This is a genomic window from Cyanobacteria bacterium FACHB-DQ100, assembly GCA_014695195.1.
Lineage (GTDB): Bacteria > Cyanobacteriota > Cyanobacteriia > Leptolyngbyales > Leptolyngbyaceae > Leptolyngbya.
The window spans coordinates 247,289-268,351 of record JACJNW010000019.1 but is presented as its reverse complement, the minus strand read 5'-3'; the positions used below and the strand labels follow the sequence as shown (position 1 = coordinate 268,351).

At 48.3% G+C, this 21,063-nt stretch carries 14 protein-coding genes; 2 read left to right on the top strand and 12 right to left on the bottom strand.

The features are described 5' to 3' along the window. Position 1 precedes the first annotated feature (1 nt). The 11 genes from H6F51_06170 to H6F51_06120 all read right to left on the bottom strand — a co-directional run bounded on the left by H6F51_06170 (position 2) and on the right by H6F51_06120 (position 14,385). Positions 2–2,434: a phenylalanine--tRNA ligase subunit beta gene (locus H6F51_06170; GenBank protein ID MBD1822083.1), complete on the bottom strand. Its 2,433-nt coding sequence runs from the start codon at positions 2,432–2,434 to the stop codon at positions 2–4. 70 nt (positions 2,435–2,504) lie between these two features. Then, complete coding sequence (locus H6F51_06165) at positions 2,505–3,314, bottom strand: prepilin peptidase (protein ID MBD1822082.1); 810 nt, start codon at positions 3,312–3,314, stop codon at positions 2,505–2,507. A 73-nt stretch (positions 3,315–3,387) separates the two neighbouring features. Then, a complete protein-coding gene (locus H6F51_06160) occupies positions 3,388–3,636 on the bottom strand; it encodes a hypothetical protein (protein ID MBD1822081.1) in 249 nt (82 codons plus the stop codon). Between the two features lie 140 nt (positions 3,637–3,776). Further along, positions 3,777–5,267, bottom strand: coding sequence for a response regulator (locus H6F51_06155; protein MBD1822080.1), 1,491 nt, complete (start codon positions 5,265–5,267; stop codon positions 3,777–3,779). An 8-nt stretch (positions 5,268–5,275) separates the two neighbouring features. Next, positions 5,276–6,256 (bottom strand): chemotaxis response regulator protein-glutamate methylesterase, encoded by a 981-nt coding sequence (locus H6F51_06150; GenBank protein ID MBD1822079.1) that lies wholly within the window; start codon positions 6,254–6,256, stop codon positions 5,276–5,278. A gap of 3 nt (positions 6,257–6,259) precedes the next feature. Then, entirely contained in the window at positions 6,260–8,965 is a 2,706-nt protein-coding gene (locus H6F51_06145; GenBank protein MBD1822078.1) for a response regulator, read from the bottom strand. Further along, positions 8,962–9,624 (bottom strand): purine-binding chemotaxis protein CheW, encoded by a 663-nt coding sequence (locus H6F51_06140; GenBank protein ID MBD1822077.1) that lies wholly within the window; start codon positions 9,622–9,624, stop codon positions 8,962–8,964. Before H6F51_06140 ends, H6F51_06145 begins: the two co-directional genes overlap by 4 nt. Positions 9,625–9,628: 4 nt before the next feature. After that, positions 9,629–11,227 (bottom strand): methyl-accepting chemotaxis protein, encoded by a 1,599-nt coding sequence (locus H6F51_06135; protein ID MBD1822076.1) that lies wholly within the window; start codon positions 11,225–11,227, stop codon positions 9,629–9,631. A gap of 11 nt (positions 11,228–11,238) precedes the next feature. Next, the gene (locus H6F51_06130; GenBank protein MBD1822075.1) at positions 11,239–12,402 is read right to left on the bottom strand and encodes a tetratricopeptide repeat protein; all 1,164 of its coding nucleotides are present in this window, start codon (positions 12,400–12,402) and stop codon (positions 11,239–11,241) included. Between the two features lie 4 nt (positions 12,403–12,406). After that, on the bottom strand, positions 12,407–12,856 hold the full coding sequence (locus H6F51_06125) for a chemotaxis protein CheW (GenBank protein ID MBD1822074.1): 450 nt from the start codon (positions 12,854–12,856) through the stop codon (positions 12,407–12,409). A 74-nt stretch (positions 12,857–12,930) separates the two neighbouring features. Further along, complete coding sequence (locus H6F51_06120) at positions 12,931–14,385, bottom strand: mechanosensitive ion channel (protein MBD1822073.1); 1,455 nt, start codon at positions 14,383–14,385, stop codon at positions 12,931–12,933. 218 nt (positions 14,386–14,603) lie between these two features. Between H6F51_06120 and H6F51_06115 the strand changes: the two genes are divergently transcribed. Continuing rightward, on the top strand, positions 14,604–16,757 hold the full coding sequence (locus H6F51_06115) for an SLC26A/SulP transporter family protein (GenBank protein ID MBD1822072.1): 2,154 nt from the start codon (positions 14,604–14,606) through the stop codon (positions 16,755–16,757). A 54-nt stretch (positions 16,758–16,811) separates the two neighbouring features. Here H6F51_06115 and H6F51_06110 read toward each other — a convergent pair whose 3' ends face one another. After that, complete coding sequence (locus H6F51_06110) at positions 16,812–17,174, bottom strand: hypothetical protein (protein MBD1822071.1); 363 nt, start codon at positions 17,172–17,174, stop codon at positions 16,812–16,814. A 264-nt stretch (positions 17,175–17,438) separates the two neighbouring features. Here H6F51_06110 and H6F51_06105 point away from each other — a divergent pair, with 264 nt between their 5' ends. Further along, positions 17,439–20,978, top strand: a complete 3,540-nt coding sequence (locus H6F51_06105) for a HEAT repeat domain-containing protein (GenBank protein MBD1822070.1) — start codon at positions 17,439–17,441, stop codon at positions 20,976–20,978. Positions 20,979–21,063 lie beyond the last annotated feature (85 nt).

Here is a 21,063-nt window from a genome sequence, read left to right as displayed (position 1 = left end):
CTTAGCTTCTCAGTTCTACGCGGAATTTCTCGGTTAATGCTTCACGCACTTTCTGATGAACCGGATCGACATCTTCATCTTTCAAGGTGCGATCGTCCGCTCGATACACCAGCCGGAAGGCAAGGCTTCTTTGACCCGCCGGAACCCGATCACCTATGTACTCATCAAACAGTTCCACGGATTCGAGCAGCTTACCGCCTGCTTTGACGATCGTGCGCTCTAAATCGCTCACCGCAACGTCACGCGCTGCGAAGAACGCAATATCGCGATCGGAAGCGGGATAAGTTGAGAACGGCTTGAAGATCGAAACCATTGCTTCGTCCGTCTCAAGCTGTTGAATCACGACATCGAGATTAAGCTGGAACACATACACTTCATCCGGTAATCCGCGCTCTTGACGCAGTTGGGGATGGAGTTGCCCAAAGGTTCCTAAGCGTTCACCTTTCACCCACAATGAAGCAGTACGTCCCGGATGCAGTCGAGCATCACGACGATCGGGCTGGTATTCCACGGTTAAACCAACACGATCGAAGACGCTATCTAAAACGCCTTTTGCTTCAAACCAGGTCATCGGCTGGTCTTTACCCCCACGTACCCACTTACCCTGAGCCGGATCGCCGCCGAGAATGCCCGCGATCGCTTCAGATTCGATCAGTTCTTCTTCTTGAGCAAAGATGTGACCCACCTCAAACCCGTTCAAGGCTCCATTGCCTTGCTCTAAGTTGTATTGGAATGCCTCGATCAAGCCATTGATCAAATCAGTTCTCAGGGCAGAGTATTCCGTAAACAGCGGATTTGCCAGAACAACCTGACGTTCTTCTCCAGGTTTACCCAAGGAATAGTGCATCACTTCGGTTAAACCTGCGGCTCGGAATGCTTCGCGAACTTTGCGCTTAATCACCTGATCGATCGACAAATACCCTAGCTCAGTCTTATCCGGCAAAGTATCTGTGAACTTGTTGTATCCATAAAGCCGCGCAATTTCTTCGATCAAATCGATCTCGCGCTCTAAGTCCCGATAGCGATAAGGCGGAACAGTCACAATCCAGGTTTCTGAACCGTTCGACTGCAACTCACAGCCCAAAGCCGTTAAGGTGCGTTCGATATCACTCGCTTGGAGTTCGCCTAAATCCTCATCGAGTTCGACCATACCTAACACTTCGCGAACGCGCTCTAAGCGAAGCTCGATCGTTCTCGTTAAAGTACCTTGTCGATGGTCGATCGTGCTTTGCGCTGTGACCGTTCCGCCTGCCGTTTCGAGAATGAGTTCGATCGCTCGACGGCAAGCGGTTTCCAGTCCTGCCCAGTTGACCCCGCGCTCATACCGCGCCGATGCTTCAGTTCTCAAGCCTTGCGATCGTGCCGATTTACGAATTGCCGCAGAATCAAAAATCGCCGCCTCGAGCAGTACATTCTGAGTCGTATCGCTGACTTCTGTTTCTTCTCCGCCAAACACCCCTGCTAACATCGTCGGCTTGTCGTTCACCGTGATTAACAAGGCTTGCTCTTGCAGTTTGCGGTCTTGACCATCGAGCGTTTTCACCGATTCGCCCGATCGTGCAAATCGCACACCCATTTCGATTTGATCACTTCCAGCGACTTGAATCAAACGATCGAGATCAAACGCATGAAGCGGTTGACCCCATTCGAGCATGATGTAATTGGTCACATCGACAATGTTGTTGATCGATCGTACTCCTGATGCTAACAATCGACGCTGCAACCACAACGGCGACGGTGCAATCTTGACGTTCTCGATCATCGTTCCGATGTAGGTCGGGCAAGCTTGAGCATCGCTGATGTTGATTGACAAAGAGCGATTTTGCTCGACTTGCGGTGCGGCAGGTTGCGGGAGTCGCAGCGTTCCGCCTGTTAACGCTGCGACTTCTCGCGCAATGCCCACTAGACTAAGCGCATCAGCCCGATTTGCGGTCGAAGTCAAGTCTAAAATGGCATCATCTAATCCAAGCAGCGGACGCACATCCATTCCCGGCTGCAACGCGCCCGTCACAGTCTCATCAAAGATGTGAATACCTTCTGATTCTTTAGTCAGACCCAGTTCCGACAAAGAACAAATCATCCCTTTGGATTCCACGCCTCTGAGCTTGGCAGGCTTAATTTTTAGATCAACATTCGGTAAGTAAGTTCCAAGCGTTGCCACTGCCACAAAAATATCGGCTCGGACATTTGCCGCACCGCAAACGATTTGAGAGGGACTTTCACCGCCAATATCGACTGTGCAAACACTCAAGCGATCGGCATTCGGATGCTGTTCTCGCGTCAGCACTTTCCCAACGACGACTCCATCTGCCCAAGTGCGTCGATCTTCTATGTCTTCGACCTCAAACCCCGCCATCGTCAGCTTTTCCGCCAACGCCTCCGGGGTCATTGAAATATCTATCAGTTCCCGCAGCCAATTGAGAGAGATACGCATCCGTTGCCTTTAAATTCACGCTAATCAAGCCTCATTTTACCGCTCTTGTTGATCCTGCTGTCCGGAGAAATCAGAGGGCAAATAATTGCAGGTAGCTCGATAGCATCGCTTGACCATAAAACAAGCTCAAACCCGCGCCCAGCGCTAGAAACGGGCCAAACGGCATCGCTTGACGACGCGATAATCGCCCCAATTTTAGCGCGGCAATTCCCACGATCGCCCCCGTCAAACACGCCAAAAATCCCCCGATCAGCATCAACTGCCAGCCCAGCCACGCGCCGATCATCCCCATTAGCTTCGAGTCCCCGGCTCCCATGGCTGTTTGTCCCAGAATCATCGAAGCGACGATCGCAATGAGATCCAATAGCCAAATTCCGACGATCGCGCCGATTACAGCCGTAATGAATCCCCCAATTGCGCCGACGATGCCGCCGCTTAAAAAGCCAACGATCGTGCTGAACACCAACCCCAACACTAATCCCGATTGCGTCAATGGATTTGGTAACGTCATCGTATCGAGATCAATCATCGCCAGTGCAAGCAGCCAACTGAGAAATGTCCAGTATCCAAGCGTTTGGATCGAGATGCCGAAAATCCAGAACACGATGACAAATAAAATGCCCGTGATCGCTTCGATGAGCGGGTAGCGGGGTGCGATCGAGCTTTTACAATGAGCGCATTTTCCTTTCAGGCGTAGCCAACCGAACACAGGAATATTCTCGCGTTTTCGCAGGCGAGTGAGGCAGTGGGGACAGCGCGACGGCGGATAAATCAGCGAGAGTCCCGCAGGCAAGCGGTAGATTACGACATTCAGAAAGCTCCCGATCGAGGCACCCACAAAAAACACCAAAACCAGAGCCGGGACAGCAAGAAGATCCATACATTCAGCAAGCATCAGGGCAGACTTCATTTAACTCGATCGAGCTGAAATTCGTGCCCTTCTCTTGTGATTTTTACTCGATTAATTCAAACGGCACAAAACATTCTTGAGGTAGTAAAACTGGCTTGCCCGAAAAAATGATTTTGCCGCGATGCGTAATTCGATTAATCGCCACGCCCAACGGACGATCGATCTCAGGATGGACGGCAAAATAGGTTTCATAAATCAGCCGCGCCGACTGAATTAGAGTCGGATCAAGATAAGTTGTAAAGTCATTTTCATTCACGTCGTTTCCAGTCTCAACTTTCGCTAAAACGTTCATTATTCAAACTTGTCCATATACAGATTGACTGTATCCTATGTCAAAATTCACCATTGGTACAAAAAATCAGTGAAATTTGTTGAAAAGGAACTCTGCATATGCACAGAGTAGGATATTGCACAGATTACTTTTCATCAAATTTACTTTTCATCAAATGTCCAAGCGTCTGTCCAGTCTTTGGGAACTCCTCGATCGAGCAATTCCGTTACCCGATCAACATAAAGTTGTGCCGTGTAATCGTTAGGATTTGTCTTTAGAACCTCTTCAAAATGGCGTTTTGCTTGATCGAACTTCGCTTCTCGATAACACTCAATCCCCTGATCAAATATGGACTGAGTCTGCCGCTTCAGCAACCGATTTTCTTCTGTCTCCGCATCTAAAATTTCATACACCGTGATTGGTTCGTTGCGTCCTTTGACGATCGCTCGATCGAGAAAGCGAATTTGATATTGCCCCGGATTACTCAGATACTCTAAGGTTTGTCCAGAGATTAACATCGAAACCCCATAGTATTTGGTCAGTCCTTCCAGCCGAGAGGTGAGGTTGACGGTATCCGAAAACGCATCGCCTTGAATCCGATTCGTTTCCCCAACCATGCCCAACATCATGTGTCCAACATGAATTCCGATGCCAACTTGAACCGGCAAATCTCCCCGTGCCATTCGCTCAACATTGTATTCTTGTACCCGAAGCTGTTTCGCGACTCCAGCCGCCACCGCATCGTCTGCTCCTTCTGGAAACACTGCCATCATGCCATCACCGAGAAATTTGACAATAATGCCATAGTGATTGCGAATTTCTGGACTGACACGCTTGAGATAAGCATTGACGAAGTTAAAGTTATCCTGCGGCGACATCGATTCTGAAATCGTCGTGAACGATCGAATGTCACTAAACATTACCGCCATTGTTTTACTGACATAATCGCCCAACTGCACTTCGGTGACAGACTCTTTGCGGAGAAAGCGCAGATACTCAGACGGAAAGAAACGGGCAAAAGATTCATTCAGCCGCTTGAGTTCTTCCTGGCGAGTGTTAACCGTGCCGACCATCTGAACAAACACACGCGATAGCTGTCCAAGTTCATCGTTGCGATCGCTGACTTCGCTTAAATCTTCGGGCTTAAAGGTATGTTCTTCAACCGAGACGGCTGCTTTGGTGAGCTTATTCACTTGCTCAATGTACTGTGCTTGACGCAGGTTCTCATCGCGCAGTTGGGCTTCGGCTTCTTGGCGCTTGCGGAGGTTATTGTAGGCTCTGGAGTGATAGCGAATCCGGGCAATCAGTTCAACCCGATCGGGCAACTTCACTAAATAATCGTTTGCACCCAGTTCAAAAGCTTGAGCCTTGATCAGGGGTTCTTCTTTGCTAGATAGAACAATCAGGGGCACATCCGCAGTCGGGGCATCTTGCGATCGCAAAAATCGCACCACCAATAATCCATCCATTTGAGGCATCACTAGATCCTGCAAAATCACAGTAGGATTGCATTGTGCTGCGGCTTTCAGCGCATAAAGTGGATTGTTGCAGTAGTGGAAGGCAATATCTGCTTCAGGAGCCAGCATCTTTTGGATGGCTTCGCTAATGATCGCTTGATCGTCAATGAGTAGAACTGTGATGGGATCGCTCATACTCATGATCAATGGAAACGGTGCAGTAAGGCAGTAGCGATCGCGTCAGGGTTGAGCACATCCACAGCCGCATTTAGCTCGATCGCGGCTTTGGGCATTCCATAGACCACACAGCTTTCCCCAGCTTGAGCGATCGTGTACCAGCCTCGCTGACGCAATGTTCTCAATCCTTCTGCTCCATCCCGCCCCATACCTGTGAGTAAAATAGCAGCACCTTGATCTTTTCCATATTGTGCCACGCTTTTGAAGAAGACATCGACGGACGGACGGTAAGGATAATCGGTTGGATAGGGCGTATAAGCTAAGGTTCCGTTCGATTGCAAACAGAGATGATCATTGCTACAAGCAAATAAGACTTTACCTTTTGTGGGTCGATCGCCGCTCATGGCTTTGCTGACAGGGAGCGCGGTTTGTTGATCTAACCAATCAATCATTCCCATCGCAAACTGCACATCAACGTGCTGCACAATCACGATCGCAGCGCTAAAATCGGGTGGCAATTGAGCAAGAATTGTGACAATGGCTTTTGGCCCGCCTGTTGAAGCCCCAATGACGACTAAGGGCGATCGTGACTGGATGGGAGTGAACTCAGTCTTCCCAATCAGTTTGCCAATGGTTTTGATCTTTGACAGCAGTAACCGTGCATCTTCGGGCGTTCCTGAACTGCTGAGAATGGGTGTATTGACAGCATCGAGTGCGCCATGTCCCATTGCTTCAAACACTTTTGCAGAACTATGCTCCACATCTGCTGTCACTACCAGAATGGCACAGGGCGATCGCTGCATGATTTGCCGCGTCGCTTCGATGCCGTCCATTTCTGGCATAAACAGATCCATTAAAATCAAATCGGGTTGATCCTGAGCGCATTTTTGTACCGCTTCTGCACCGGTGTAGGCAATCCAAGCAACCTGATGTTGAGGAGCCTGCATTAACACTCGTCGCAGCGCTTCCACGGCTAAGCTCATATCATTGACGATCGCAATTCTCATAGCTTACTGCCCGATCAAGTCAACGACTGCCTGAATCAAAGAGTCATCCTGAAAGCTATTTTTAGTTAAATAATAATCCGCTCCCGCTTCGAGTCCTTGCAGTCGATCAGATTCTCGATCGCGATAAGACACTACAATCACCGGAGTCGATCGTAGATGCGGGCTAGCTTTAACTTGCTGAATTAGCTCGATTCCGTTCATTCTAGGCATATCAATATCTGTAATCACTAAATCATAAGTCTGATTGCGAACTGCGTTCCAACCTTCCATTCCATCGATCGCGACATCGACTTGATAGCCTTGTTTCTCCAGCAGCTTGCGTTCGACTTCACGCACCGTAATCGAGTCATCCACGACCAGAATCCGCTTTTTCGGCTCTGTGGTTTCAGTGTGGCGCGGAGCCGTGAGTCGCCCCGCATCGAGCAATGTGTTGATCGATCGCACCAAGTCCGAAACATCCACAATCAGAATTAATGAGCCATCCGTCATTAACGCTGCGGCGCTGATATCTTGAACTTTTCCTAGACGCGGATCGAGCGGACGCACGACTAACTCTCGCTCTCCTAACGTGCGATCGACGATTAATCCATACTGTGCAGATTGGTAGCTCAAAATCACCACGCAAAGAGAATCAGGCAGTGCAGGCGCGTGGGGTAAATCAAACACTTGAGCCAGAGAGATTAAACCGATGTTTTGCTCGTTGAACGTAAAGTACGGCTGGTTTTCGACCAGGGAGATTTCCGCACGATCGAGCCGGAGGACACGATCGATGCGAGAGAGAGGAAACGCATATTGCTCGCTAGAAACCTCGACCAGTAAGGTTCGGACTACAGAAAGCGTCAGCGGTAACTGAAAGTGAAAGCTCGTTCCGGTTCCCGGTGAAGCGATGGCGCGGACAGTACCGCCGACTTCCTGCGCCATCGCTTTTGCAATATCTAGTCCAACACCGCGTCCAGAAAGTTCTGTGACTTTTTTAGACAGCGAAAACCCAGGGAGAAAAAGAAATTCCATCAGTTCTGTATGGGTCATGCGACGGGCAACTTCTGGAGGTGCAAGCCGACGGCGAATTACCTGTTGCCGTACCTGATTTGGATCAATCCCCCGACCATCATCGGAGACTGTAATGACGAGCATTCCACCCCGATGGAAGGCTTCAAGCTGAATGGTGCCTTCGGGAGATTTTCCGGCACTGATGCGATCTTCGGGAGGCTCTATGCCATGATCTAGAGCATTTCTTAAAAGATGAGTCAAGGGTGCTTCGAGTTTGGTGAGAATATCGCGATCAACGGCTGTGTTTTCGCCGAGAATTGAGAGTTTGACTTGTTTTCCAAGCTGTCGCGCTAGGTCTCGCACCATGCGAGGAAAGCTTTGCACTCCATCGGAAAACGGGCGCATCTGCGACTGAATGACTTCCCGGTAAAGCTGATCGCTGAGGTTATCTGTGCGACGAATGTATTCACCGAGTTCAGCGATGCGATCGCTCAATAAATTCCGACATTCTCGCTCTTGTTGGCGTAATTGGTCGAATGCTTCAATTTCGTGAGACTGTTGAAGTTCTTCTAGCATTTTAGACAGGGCTAACTGTCTTGAGCGAATCTGCATCAATGACTCGGCAAAGGGTTGAAGCCAGTAAGCTTCGACCATTGATTCTCCGGCAAGTCCAACAATTCGATTGAGATTATCGGCGCTGACCCGGAGGACGCGATCGAGCTGGGCAGTGTTTTCAGGTTCAGGGGGATCGTGTTGGGGAGTGGGGAGTGGGGAGTGGGGAGTGGGAGTGGGGAGTGGGGCTAGGATAGGTTCGGATTGATCTAGCGACAGCGATCGGTGGATTGTTTCTAGTTCAGAGCGGTGATGAGAGAACCATTGCTGGACATCTTGCGTTTGGCTAATGGATTGAATTAAATCCACACCTCGAAACAAAGCATCGATCTGGGCAGCATTTAAGCTGAGGGTTTGTTTTTGAGCAGCGACGAAACAATCTTCCATCTGATGAGCTAACTCGACTGCAACATCTAGACCCACAATGCGGGCGGCTCCTTTGATCGAGTGGGCAGCTCTCATCAAGGCTTCGAGTTCTTGGAGTGAATTTGGAGTCGCTTCGATCGCAACTAACCCACGATTAAGAATTGCAGTTTGAGCCTCGACTTCTTGCCGAAACAATGCCATCAATTCTGGATCACTCTGCATTAAGTTCTGAGCAGGTGCAGGTGGGGCTGTTTCTTTAATAACTTCGATTTGTTCTTGTGGTGCAGGAGAAGCGATCGACTTGGGTTGTTCCGGCTGAAATGAAGTGATTTCAAATTGAGGGGAGCGATCGACATGGTAGCCATCATCGATCAAAGTTTGCGTTTTCGCTAAATCCTCAGCGTGATTGAACAACCATTGTTTTGAGTTTGCCGGATCGAGCTGACCCATCTGGAGCAATAAAGTACAGCCATGCAGCAATGACTCAATCTTGTCAGGGGTGAGAGAAAGCTGACCAGCATGAGCCGCAGTGAGACAAGACTGAATGACCTCTGCTAAGTGAGTTGCAGCATCGAACTCAATCAAATGAGCAACGCCCACGATCGTCCGAATCGATTGCAACGCCTTCTCAATTTCATGAATTAGATCGGGTTGTTGTTGGAGAGCAGTCAGGGATTGTTTTAAGCGATCGACTTGAGTTTGGGTTTCTTGCCGAAACAGATCGCGCATTGAATAGCTCATAGCAATCTCCGATCGAGCGTATCAATCAGCAATTCTGCATTCAGATAGTTCACCTTTTGATCGTTACAGATCACAATGCCCTGGGTATAGGCTGCATTTGTCTTTGTGATCACAACGGGTGGAGCTTGAATCTGGCGCAGCGGATAACGATGAATGCCATGCACTTGATCAACCGGAAACACCCATTTCCGCTGAGACGTGCCGACAATCAGCATTCGATTGTCATCCGAAGACGCAGCAGCTTCTAGATTGAGAAACTCTCGCAAGGATGCACAGAGCAGAACTTCACCCCGAACATTGGTTAATCCCAGAAATAACCGATCGCTCCGCCGAGGCAGCTTATGAATTCGAGTCGGACGAATCACTTCTTGCAGCGATCGGATCGAAATTGCAAACTGCTCCTGTCCCAGTCGAAACAGAATCAACGACAGCATTTCTTCCGTTGATCGATCGCTTAAAGCTGATCCGCGTTCAGCAATGCTCGTTGTCCATTCCTGAACATAATCGATCGGCACGTCACGTTCGAGCAGAAGCCGTCCGGACTCCGAATACACAGAGCAATTGTGGCAATGCGTCACCTGCGCCAGTCGCTCGCAAGTCTGATTGCCTTCTACGCCAATTCGATTCCAGCAATCATTGATATCCTCGATCGTGATCATGGCTTTACACCTTGAACTGCGAAATCTCACGCTGTAAGCCTCTCGTTGCATCATCAAGCTGCCTCAGAGCGTGGTTGGTTTCTTGAATCGACTGGACGGTTTGTTGTGAAGCATCGCGTAACTGAGCGATCGCAGTGCTAATCTGCTCGGCTCCTCGATATTGTTCATCCATACTTCGGTTGACGGTGACAAATTGCGGCGTGAGTCCCTGAACTTCTGTGATAAAGCTTGCAATTTGCTCACTCACATTGCCAACTTCTTCGACGTATTGCTTCACTTCATTGCGGAATTTATCAACCTCAATCACACCACTGGACACAGAGGACTGCATTTCTTTCACCATCTGTTCAATTTCCAGCGTTGCCACTGCGGATTGGTCAGCGAGACGACGAATTTCACGCGCCACGACTGCAAATCCGGCTCCGTATTCTCCAGCTTTCTCAGCTTCGATCGCAGCATTAAGCGATAGCAAGTTAGTTTGATCCGCAACCTTTGTGATTGTGGTGACGACTGTATTGATATTGTTTGCCTTTTCGTCCATCACTTTCAGCTTTGAGGAGATCGAATTCGTGGCGTAAGCTAATCGCTGCATTGCGGATTGAATCTTGTCCAGATTCGTTTGACTATTGGATGCAGCATTGGTCGTTTCTTGTGCAGTTTTTACAACCTCATCCATCGACTTTACTAAGCCTCCAGCCGTCATCGCAATCTGTCGCGCTGTTGCATTCACTTCGTTCATTGACGCAAACTGCTCGTTGACCGTAGCTTCGAGTTGTTTTCCGGCGGCTGCAATCTGCGTGGTTGAGGTGCTGATTTGAATGCCTGATCGCTGAGCTTGCGAGATTAATTTATTCAAGCTTTTGATCATGTTTTGAAACGCATTCAGCAGTTGTCCGACTTCGGTTCGGTCTTTGGTGTCATCTAGGGAGTAAGCAAGGTTTCCGTCTGCGATCGCTTCTGCGGCATTCACGACTTTGGGAAGCTGCTGTCTTAAAGGCAGACTATTCAACAAGCCAACAATCAGGGTTAAAATGAGTGCGAGCAGCGTTCCAACAATAATTAATCTCAGCAAAAAACCTTGAGAGTCGCCAGCAGAAGCTTGAATCTGAGCAAGTTCGTTTTCAAGCTCACTCACAATTCGATTGCGCCGTGCTTGTAAGTCTGTAATTCTAGTGCGTAAAAGCTGTGTTCTTGCTTGAGGCAGATTGTTCTGACCCACTAAGCGAAAAACATTTTGGAAGGTTTCATCGGACTGCTCGATCAGTTGCGACAATTCATTCGCTGCCCCTCTCACTCTGGGATTGTCGGCAGTTTGTAGCTGTTGAGCTTTTTCGATCGCTTGGCTGCGCCCGTCGTTGTAAACTCTCGTAGAGTTTGCTCGTTGTTCTGGAAAGATATAGTATCCCCGAGCGGCCGCGACCATTCGATTGATGCCATCCACTAGGGCATCGGTATTTCTAATATTTTGCTCGGCTCTTTGGGCTTGGGCTTGGAGTTGAAAGGTGCGAGTAGAGGTACGATAGACGATCGCGCTTAAGATGATCAGAAAAATTAGCGGGATTGAGTATCCCAGTAGAATTCGATTGGTGATTTTGTTCAGCATAAACGTAATAACTATAAATTGAGAAGCCGTTGTACTCTTGCTTTTAGGCGGGTTGCTGTTGCGAGATCTCCTTGTTGTTCTTTTAAGACTGCTAATTCAATCAAAGCATCATAGAAGTTAGGGTTAAGATAGATTGCTTTTTGAAAGGCTTGTTCTGCGGGTTGAATTTGATTGAGTTCTTGATAGATTTTACCGAGCAATAAGTAGGCGTTCGCGTTCGTGCGATCGAGCGCAAGATGGGCTTTACAAAGCTGTGCGGCTTCGGTCAGTTGTCCGCGATCGACCAGTTGTTTAGCTTGCTCTAGTTTGGAAAGTGAGACTGCGGGAGTAGGCTTTGGTTTTGGCGGTGCAGCAATGGGTGCTTTAATAGACGCTTTTTGAGGTGCGGCTGGGGACGGTTTAATTTTCTGATAAGCAAATGCGACAGGATGAGCCACAGGCTGATACTGTCGCGATGAAATCTGTAAGGTTTCTGCGGAGCCAACAAATAGTAAGCCAGAGAAACTGAGAGCTTGATCTAGCGTGTTGATTACCTGCGATCGTGCAGGTTGATCTAGATAAATCAGCAGGTTTCGACAGAAAATAACTTGATATTCATGCCTCAGTAAACTGTTCGGTTCTAAAAGATTCTTCCGCATGAATTGAACTGTCTCGCGAATGTGCGATCGCACCTGATATCGGTCGTCAACGGTTTGAAAATATGCAGGATTAATTGATGTTTCTCCCCGGAATGCTCGCTTAGTATAAGTAGCTCTTTTCGCTTTTTCCAGAGCAACTTGACTAATATCGATCGCGTCAATCCGAAACTGAGCGCTGCTTAGTCCTGCTTCGAGCAGAGTTATCGCGATCGAATAAGGTTCTTCCCCCGTTGAGCAAGGTGCCGACAAAACGCGCAAGGTAGAATTTGGATTCCACTCAGTTTTGATCCAATGTTTTAAGCACACAAAAGGTTCACGATCGCGAAAGAACCAAGTCTCAGGGACGACAACCGTTTCAATCAGTGCATCGAGTTCTTCAGATGAATGCTTCAGGCGATCGTAGTAATCTTTCAAGGTCGGAAGCCCGCAACACAAACGGCGCTGATTGATCGCATAAGCGATCGAATTTGAGCCGATACTGTTTGCATCTAATCCGATCTTCTGTCTTAACATTGCTTCAATGGTTGTTTGTAGCATTCACCTAACCAGTTCCTCCCCCAATTAATGCAACGTTTTGAACATCTGAGACCAGCGCCTCCCACCGTAATCGCTGAATCATGTCTTGTTCGTGCATCAAGACTTCGCCCAGGTAAGAGCCATTATCACTTTGAGCCGACGGCATTAGGTCAGGCTGATCGAGCGTTTCTGTGACTCGCTCGGCTAACAATCCGACATAAGCGCGATTGCCCTTTTTGGTAGTGTAGTGCAGCATCATAATTCGGGTACTGTAGCGCGATCGGCAAGGCTCCCCCTGAATCAGTTGGCATAAGTCAACGACAGGCACAATACAATTGCGATATTGAAACACACCTGTGATGTGCTTCGGAGCTTGGTGAATTTTTCGCAGCAGCACAAGCGGCAGCACTTCTACAATGTGAGTGCTGTCGATCGCATAGATATCTCCAGCAATATGAAAAAGCAACAATAACATTGCTGTGGGCTGCCGAAATAAGTTCGTTGCTGAGCCTACCGCGAACTCAACTGCCGCAGTATCTATCTGGGGAATTAAAGATCGAAGATTGACTCGATCTGCTTGCGGATTAACTGAAATGGCGTTTCTTCTTTCGTCGCTTCAGTCACGGTCACTCCCAAACTTTTAAGCGCTTCTTGACGCTGAGACAGTGCCTCCGCGATCTGATCGGCTAATTCATGATGGCTACTGAGTAAGCTCTGTAGATTAGCGTGATCCACGATGAACAGAATGGTATCTTCGATCGTGCGTAACGTCGCGCTTCGGGGTGTCCCTAACAACAGCGACATCTCTCCGATAAATTCGCCTGATCGTCGGACTGCCACTTGTTGATCGATCGATTCCACCACCACTTCGACCGCACCCGAAAGAATCAAATAAAACGCATCGCCCGGATCATTTTCCCGCACAATCACTTCACCTGCTGCTAGCTTTTTTCGATAGCCTTTTTCGATCACTTGGCGCAATTCGACATCAGAACAATGTTGAAAGTAGCTCACTTTCTTCAGCAAATCGCGCAAAAGCCAGCCGCTAATCGGTTTATCAGGTGCGATCGCTTTAGGCGGTGAACCATTTTGGATACCTTGTAGCAGTTGAGCGATCGTGGGTAAATCGTTAAACACAATATCAGTCGGAGCTGCTTTCGTATCCAGGTCGCGATCGCGAAATTCTGCTTCGATCAGGAATTGTAGAGCGCTTTTGATTGAATCTTGCTCGATCGGACGCTCGATCCACACCAGCAATTCAAACTTCAACATCGATTTTTCAGCATCCAATCCCTTAAAGTAGACTTCCGGTGAAGGAGCCGCTAATACTCGTGATTCTTGACGCGCCGCTGCTAACAGGGCTTCCATCACCGTAAGCGAATCACTTTCGTCAACGACTAAAATCGGAATCACAATGCGACACTTTGGATCGCGATAGCTCCAGTTGACGACACCATTCTCTAGAAATCGGCTATTCGGCACAATCACAAACACATTGTTAATTGTCCGGATAGTTGTACTGCGAATCGAGATGTCTTCAACAATTCCCGCTAATTGCTCCACCTCAATATAATCTCCAACCTTAACAGGCTGCTCAAATAACAATGTGATGCCGCTAATGAAATTACTGGTAATGTTCTGTAAGCCAATCCCAAATCCAAGCCCGATCGCGCCTGCAAACACCGTCAGTGAACTGAAGTTAATGCCCGTTGATTCAATCACCACGAAAAAACCAATCAGCGTCACTACGTAACTACCGATCGTGGACAGGGATTCGCTTGTACCGATATTCAAGCCAACTCCCGGAAACACTCGCTGTTTCAAAAGCTGCTTGGTTAAATTAGAAATAACCAGAACAATGATGAGTTGGAACAACAATTCGACCATAGAGCCGATCGAAAATTGCTTCCCACCAAAGGTGAATAAGTGAGTTGAAAAGAAGTTAGACAACTCTTCAAATAATCCCTGAACAACGATTCCGTTGAAGAGTTCCTGAAATTCCATAAGCACAGCGTTTGAACCTACACAGAAATTAACCCTCTGACTGCACCAATCGTTTCCATCTGAAGAAGGATTTCGATCGATCTCGCGTGACTTGTTTTGGTGAGCTAGTGTAGGCTGAAATTGCTTTCCATGCTTTTTTATCAATTCAACGCGTGAAGAATGCACCTGCCAAAAAGCATGAGAACCAATTGTTCCTGAATCTCATTTCAGGTGGAACAATGGGGACTCTCACGGTGATTACCAGCGTTTCGTTTGGAGCAGTCATCTTTTCAGGTGGATTCTCTGAGGCGCTTCCCTGGGGAATTGGCGTGCTGTTGTTTAGTGCAGCAGTGATCAATACGATCGCTTCTTTATTCAGTTCGTATCCAGGTGTAGTTGCAACGCTTTCGGATAATTCGATCCCAGTTCTGAGCCTGATTGCGCGTCAGATTGTCGAATTGATGCCGAATGCAACGACTGAACAAAAGTTACTCACGCTGTCTGCAACGATCGTGCTGAATTCGATTGTGGGCGGTGCAATTCTAATGGCGTTGGGTAAGTTTCGGCTTGGTGGACTGATTCGATTTATTCCTTATCCGGTCGTGGGTGGGTTTATTGCCAGTACAGGACTATTGTTAGTTCAGGGTGCGCTTCAGTCGCTCAGTGATGTTGATTATGATCATTTAACCGTGTCAGTCTTTTTGCAACCGAATGTGCTGCTTCAATGGCTACCTGCGGTGTTTTTTGCGCTGGCGATGTATGTTCTGCCAAAGTCGTTTCAGCATTTTCTGTTGCTTCCAGGAATTATTGTGGCATCGATCGCGCTCTTTTATGCTGGGCTTGCCCTTACCGGAACCACAATCCAAGAGGCAACAACACAACAATGGTTACTCGGAGAAATGCCATCAGGTGCATTATTCCAATTTACTGCGATCCCAGCCGTTACCCACGCTGATTGGACAGTTATCACTCAACAGCTTCCGACTCTAGCCGCATTGTGGCTAATTGAAGCGATCGCGTTATTGCTCAACGCGAATGGCATTGAACTATTGGTGAAACGCGATTTTGACCTGAATCAAGAATTGAAGATTGCAGGAGCAGCTTCGATCGTCTCTGGTTTAGGGGGTGGTGCGGGTGGGTTTTCGAGTTTGAATGAAACAACACTCGCGATTCAGTTGGGTGGACGATCGCGATTAGTCGGACGAATGATTGCGGCGCTGTGTTTTGCAATTGCGTTTGGTAGTGCTGAGAGTTTAGCCTACTGTCCGAAGTTCATTCTGGTTGGACTGCCGCTTCTATATGGAATTGAACCCTTGTATGAGTGGATTTATCAAGCTTGGTTTCGGTTTTCACGATCGGACTACGGGATTATTTTGCTGATTGTTGCGGTGACGGCAACGGCGGGATATTTGCAGGGAATTGCAGTCGGATTGATGGCTGCGATCGTGCTGTTTGTGATTCAGTATAGTCAACTTGCCATCACGAAACGCATTAGCTCAGGGACATATCATCACAGCAATGTTCTCCGAACACCCGAAGAAATGGATATCCTTGAAGCAAAAGGTCAGCAGATTTTGGTGCTAGAGCTACAAGGATTGATCTTTTTTGGCACAGCAAACAAGTTACTCAATCAAATTCGCGCTCATTTAGACCAGAATTCACAAGTCAGGTTTGTCATTCTAGATTTTCGATTAGTGAGCGGACTTGATGCTTCTGCGGTGTTAAGTTTTGCCAAATTAGGACAGCTTGCAACCGAGAAACAGGTGCATCTATTGTTTACGCAATTGTCTCGTGAAGCAAAGCAATGGTTAAGTCAGGGAGATTGTTTAGATGAAACTGCTCCGTTGTGTCATCGATTTGATGATCTCGATCGTGGCTTAGAATGGTGCGAACAACAAATCCTACAAGCTTACCCGTTAATCCAACTTGAACCCAGTTCAGAGTATCCCGATCGTGCCTTTCGTCGCTATTTGAAGTCTGCGTTTCTCGATCCGGAGCAGGTTGATCGATTGATGTTGATGCTGAAAACTTGTGTGCTTCAGCCTGGAGAGTATTTGTTTTATCAGGGTGATCCGTTTGATGGATTGTACTTTGTTGGTTCAGGGCAAGTGAGCGTGGTGATAGACCTGGATCAGAAGCAAACAAAGCGAATTCGGACTTATACGATCGGGAACACGATCGGTGAGATGGGCTTGTATCGCCAGACAGTACGCATGGCTTCCGTCGTGGCAGATAAGCCGAGTGTGCTGTATTTCCTCTCTTCTGAGGCATTCGAGCAGATTGAAAGTTCTAATCCGTTGTTAGCTGCGAATATTCATCGCTTTGTGGTGAATCTGCTAGCGGAACGGCTCGAACATCGCGAACAAGAACTCAAGAATTTGCTGAGTAACTGAATTGCAAAGTAGCTACCCCGGAATAGAGCAGCTACTGATGTTGACTGAACTCAATTAGCGAACTAACCCCGCTTTGGGTTTACGGCTAGGAGGTTTACGATCGGATTTGCGCTTGAGTCCGATCGCGAGTGCTTCTTTGCCATCAGAACCAAATTGCCCTTTGACAACTTCTTTCATCGCAAGAACCGCATTATGAAAAGCCTGTTCTGCCTGACGTGCAGCTTCGGCAGCTTCGCGGGCGAGCACTTGCTGTTCAATTTGGCGTTGTTGCATAGTCAGCATCGTTCGGTAAGCAGCTTGTAAGCCTTCTGGAGTTGCTTCTGTACGGTTTGTTTGATAACCAGCAATGGTACTCAGCCCATTCATTGACTCGATATCTTGTTGCAGAATCTCGCGGGAGAGACGTTTAGTAGGCATGGATTTTCTCCATTTTTAAAGGGTGTATTGTTATTGTTCCCTGAGAGAGATTGGAAATTGGAAGGGCATAGATCCGGCTTGCTGAGGGACGATTTACAAGTTTTCCGTAAATTTCACAAGGAAATAAAATTCGCACGTTGTCGAATTCGATTGACACAATGAGATTATGTATATTCCGCAGCGCCAATCGAATTCGACGCAGAGAAAATCGAATTTGACATAGGGAAAATCGAATTCGCGTGACAGAATTATGTATATCCCGCAATGCCGATCGAATTCGACGCAGGGAAAATTCGATTCACGCTTTTGCTCTTTTATCTCACGATCGATCATTCTCTAAATCCCCTCTCGCCCTTAATTCAACGATCGATGTCTTCTCAGTTTCAGCCCTATCTTGAGTCGATCTGTGCCACTTATGAAAAGTGGTGGCAGCTTTACACGCTAACCGATGCTGCGGGAAAAGAACAGCAGGCAAAACAAGCAGCGTCGAAGTTTGATTTTGGGCTGATGGTTCAAACGGTGAAGAAAGAAGAGCGGCGTGAGGAGGAAAAGATCGAGCGCTTTCTGGTACTCGAAGGGATTCGGAAGTATGCAGAGCAGCACGTTTTGTTAGTCGGGCGACCGGGTTCGGGGAAGTCTACAGCGCTGGCGCGGTTGATGCTGGAAGAAGCAACGATCGCATCGTCCAGACTTCCGGTGTTGGTCGAGTTGCGGTATTGGCAGGGGTCGATCGAGCAATTAATCCGCGATTCGTTGATGCGACATGAGATGCCTGCTGAATTGTTTGAGGAAGCGTTAAAGCGATCGCTGCTCTTGTTCGATGGGGTGAATGAATTGCCATCGGAGGAAGCGCGATCGCAGCTTTCCGCCTTTCGCCGCAATCATCCCAAACTGCCGATGATCTTCACCACGCGAGATCTGAGCATTGGGGGAGATCTGGGAATTGAACAGAAATTGGAAATGCAACCGCTCACGGAAGCGCAAATGCAGACGTTTATTCGCGCTTATGTGCCAGAGCAAGCAGAGGCAATGCTGCGGCGGTTGAAAGACCGATTGCGTGAGTTTGGACAAACGCCGTTATTGCTGTGGATGCTGTGCGGGGTGTTTCAGCAAACCGGGACGATTCCAGAGAATTTGGGATTGGTGTTTCGGGAGTTTACGCAGGGGTATGAGCGGTATTTGAAAGACGATGTGAGGATTGAGAGCGACCGGGCTTGGTGGAAGCCTGTGCTGCAACAGTTGGCTTGGGTGATGATGCAGGGAGAGAAGCCGACAGAGTTTCGAGTAGCGATTCGGAGAGAAGAGGCGGTGAGAGCGATCGCGCAATTTCTAGATGGAAAAGTGCAGTATGCAGAGGATTTTGCGCGGAAGTGTTTGCGGGATTTGCAGAAGTATCATTTGATTCAGGTCGGGACGAACCGTGAAGAATTGGAGTTTCGGCATCAACTGATTCAGGAATTTTATGCAGCAGAAGCACTATTGGAGCAGCTACGAGATTTGACGGGGGACAAACTCAAGCAAAACTATTTCAACTATTTGAAGTGGACGGAGCCATTGGCGTTAATGCTGGCAACGGTAGAAGATGAAGCGCTGGCGATTCGGGTGGTGGAATGGGCGTTAGGGGTCGATCGAAAGTTGGGAGCAAGATTGGCGGGGGAAGTGAGGTCAGAGTTTCAGGCGCGGACGGTTGAATGTGTGGATGCGCTGGAAGTACCGACGTGGCTAAAAGTTAAGTTTTTGGAAGAGACGAGATCGGATATTGCCATTAATAGCTTGAGCAAGCTGTTGGAAGATTCTGAGCCTTATGTGCGTTGGAGTGCAGCAGAGGCACTAGGCACGATTGGAACTGAGCAAGCAGTAGATGGTTTGCTCAAGCGGTTGGAAGATTCTGACTTTTATGTGTGTAGGAGTGCAGCATCGGCATTAGGCACGATTGGAACCGAGCGAGCAGTAGATGGTTTGCTCAAGCGGTTGGAAGATTCTGACCCTAATGTGCGTTGGAGTGCAGCAGAGGCATTAGGCACGATTGGAACCGAGCAAGCAGTAGATGGTTTGCTCAAGCTGTTGGAAGATTCTGAGCCTGATGTGCGTATGAGTGCAGCATCGGCATTAGGCACGATTGGAACTGAGCAAGCAGTAGATGGTTTGCTCAAGCTGTTGGAAGATTCTGACTTTTATGTGTGTATGAGGGCAGCATCGGCATTAGGCACGATTGGAACTGAGCAAGCAGTAGATGGTTTGCTCAAGCTGTTAGATTCTGAGCCTGATGTGCGTAGGAGGGCAGCATCGGCATTAGGCACGATTGGAACTGAGCGAGCAGTCGATGGTTTGCTCAAGCGGTTGGAAGATTCTGAGCCTGATGTGCGTGCGAGGGCAGCATCGGCATTAGGCACGATTGGAGCTGAGCAAGCAGTAGATGGTTTGCTCAAGCGGTTAGAAGATTCTGAGCCTGATGTGCGTATGAGTGCAGCATCGGCATTAGGCACGATTGGAACTGAGCAAGCAGTCGATGGTTTGCTCAAGCGGTTGGAAGATTCTGACTCTAATGTGCGTAGGAGTGCAGCAGAGGCATTAGGCACGATTGGAACTGAGCAAGCAGTAGATGGTTTGCTCAAGCGGTTAGAAGATTCTGACCCTGATGTGCGTTGGAGTGCAGCATCGGCATTAGGCACGATTGGAACTGAGCAAGCAGTAGATGGTTTGCTCAAGCGGTTGGAAGATTCTGACCCTGGTATGCGTATGAGTGCAGCAGCGGCATTAGGCACGATTGGAACCGAGCGAGCAGTAGATGGTTTGCTCAAGCTGTTAGATTCTGAGCCTTATGTGCGTTGGAGTGCAGCAGAGGCATTAGGCACGATTGGAACTGAGCGAGCAGTAGATGGTTTGCTCAAGCGGTTGGAAGATTCTGACTTTTATGTGTGTAGGAGTGCAGCATCGGCATTAGGCACGATTGGAACTGAGCAAGCAGTCGATGGTTTGCTCAAGCGGTTGGAAGATTCTGAGCCTTATGTGCGTTGGAGGGCAGCAGAGGCATTAGGCACGATTGGAACTGAGCGAGCAGTAGATGGTTTGCTCAAGCGGTTGGAAGACTCTGACCCTGATGTGCGTAGGATGGCAGCATCGGCATTAGGCACGATTGGAACTGAGCGAGCAGTAGATGGTTTGCTCAAGCGGTTGGAAGACTCTGACCCTGATGTGCGTAGGATGGCAGCATCGGCATTAGGAACGATTGGAACTGAGCAAGCAGTAGATGGTTTGCTCAAGCTGTTAGATTCTGAGCCTGATGTGCGTAGGAGGGCAGCATCGGCATTAGGCACGATTGGAACTGAGCGAGCAGTAAATGGTTTGCTCAAGCGGTTGGAAGATTCTGACCCTAATGTGCGTAGGAGTGCAGCATCGGCATTAGGAACGATTGGAACTGAGCAAGCAGTAGATGGTTTGCTCAAGCTGTTAAAAGATTCTGACTCTAATGTGCGTGGGATGGCAGCAGCCGAATTACTCGAGGTTGCAAAGAAATACGCAGACACGATCGCTCAACATCTTTCCCATCTCCTCACCTTAATTCCAACGGATTCCGGTCAAGATGTCTTTCGTGTCATCCTTGCCATCCAAGAGAACTGCAAATACTACAACTACGAAATCTATCAAGCTTATCTAGAAGCACAGAAAGTCGATCGACAAACTCCCCAAAACAACGATCGCTCACCTACCACCATTTACAACATCGGATCTGTAGGAAATCTCAACCCTGGCACTGTTCACATCGAAGGCAATCAAATCGGTGAGCAACACAATCATCCATAACTGAGACGCGATCGCTTCACTCAACCCAATGTTCGCACTTCTTTCCCAAGATAAAATCAAGTTATTCCCGCCGCTCCATTCATCA

Coding starts and splice junctions, on each gene's coding strand:
- H6F51_06170 (MBD1822083.1), bottom strand. CDS start 2,434: ATGCGTATCTCTCTCAATTGGCTGCGGGAACTGATAGATATTTCAATG.
- H6F51_06165 (MBD1822082.1), bottom strand. CDS start 3,314: ATGGATCTTCTTGCTGTCCCGGCTCTGGTTTTGGTGTTTTTTGTGGGT.
- H6F51_06160 (MBD1822081.1), bottom strand. CDS start 3,636: ATGAACGTTTTAGCGAAAGTTGAGACTGGAAACGACGTGAATGAAAAT.
- H6F51_06155 (MBD1822080.1), bottom strand. CDS start 5,267: ATGAGCGATCCCATCACAGTTCTACTCATTGACGATCAAGCGATCATT.
- H6F51_06150 (MBD1822079.1), bottom strand. CDS start 6,256: ATGAGAATTGCGATCGTCAATGATATGAGCTTAGCCGTGGAAGCGCTG.
- H6F51_06145 (MBD1822078.1), bottom strand. CDS start 8,965: ATGAGCTATTCAATGCGCGATCTGTTTCGGCAAGAAACCCAAACTCAA.
- H6F51_06140 (MBD1822077.1), bottom strand. CDS start 9,624: ATGATCACGATCGAGGATATCAATGATTGCTGGAATCGAATTGGCGTA.
- H6F51_06135 (MBD1822076.1), bottom strand. CDS start 11,227: ATGCTGAACAAAATCACCAATCGAATTCTACTGGGATACTCAATCCCG.
- H6F51_06130 (MBD1822075.1), bottom strand. CDS start 12,402: ATGCTACAAACAACCATTGAAGCAATGTTAAGACAGAAGATCGGATTA.
- H6F51_06125 (MBD1822074.1), bottom strand. CDS start 12,856: ATGTTATTGTTGCTTTTTCATATTGCTGGAGATATCTATGCGATCGAC.
- H6F51_06120 (MBD1822073.1), bottom strand. CDS start 14,385: ATGGAATTTCAGGAACTCTTCAACGGAATCGTTGTTCAGGGATTATTT.
- H6F51_06115 (MBD1822072.1), top strand. CDS start 14,604: ATGGGGACTCTCACGGTGATTACCAGCGTTTCGTTTGGAGCAGTCATC.
- H6F51_06110 (MBD1822071.1), bottom strand. CDS start 17,174: ATGCCTACTAAACGTCTCTCCCGCGAGATTCTGCAACAAGATATCGAG.
- H6F51_06105 (MBD1822070.1), top strand. CDS start 17,439: ATGCCGATCGAATTCGACGCAGGGAAAATTCGATTCACGCTTTTGCTC.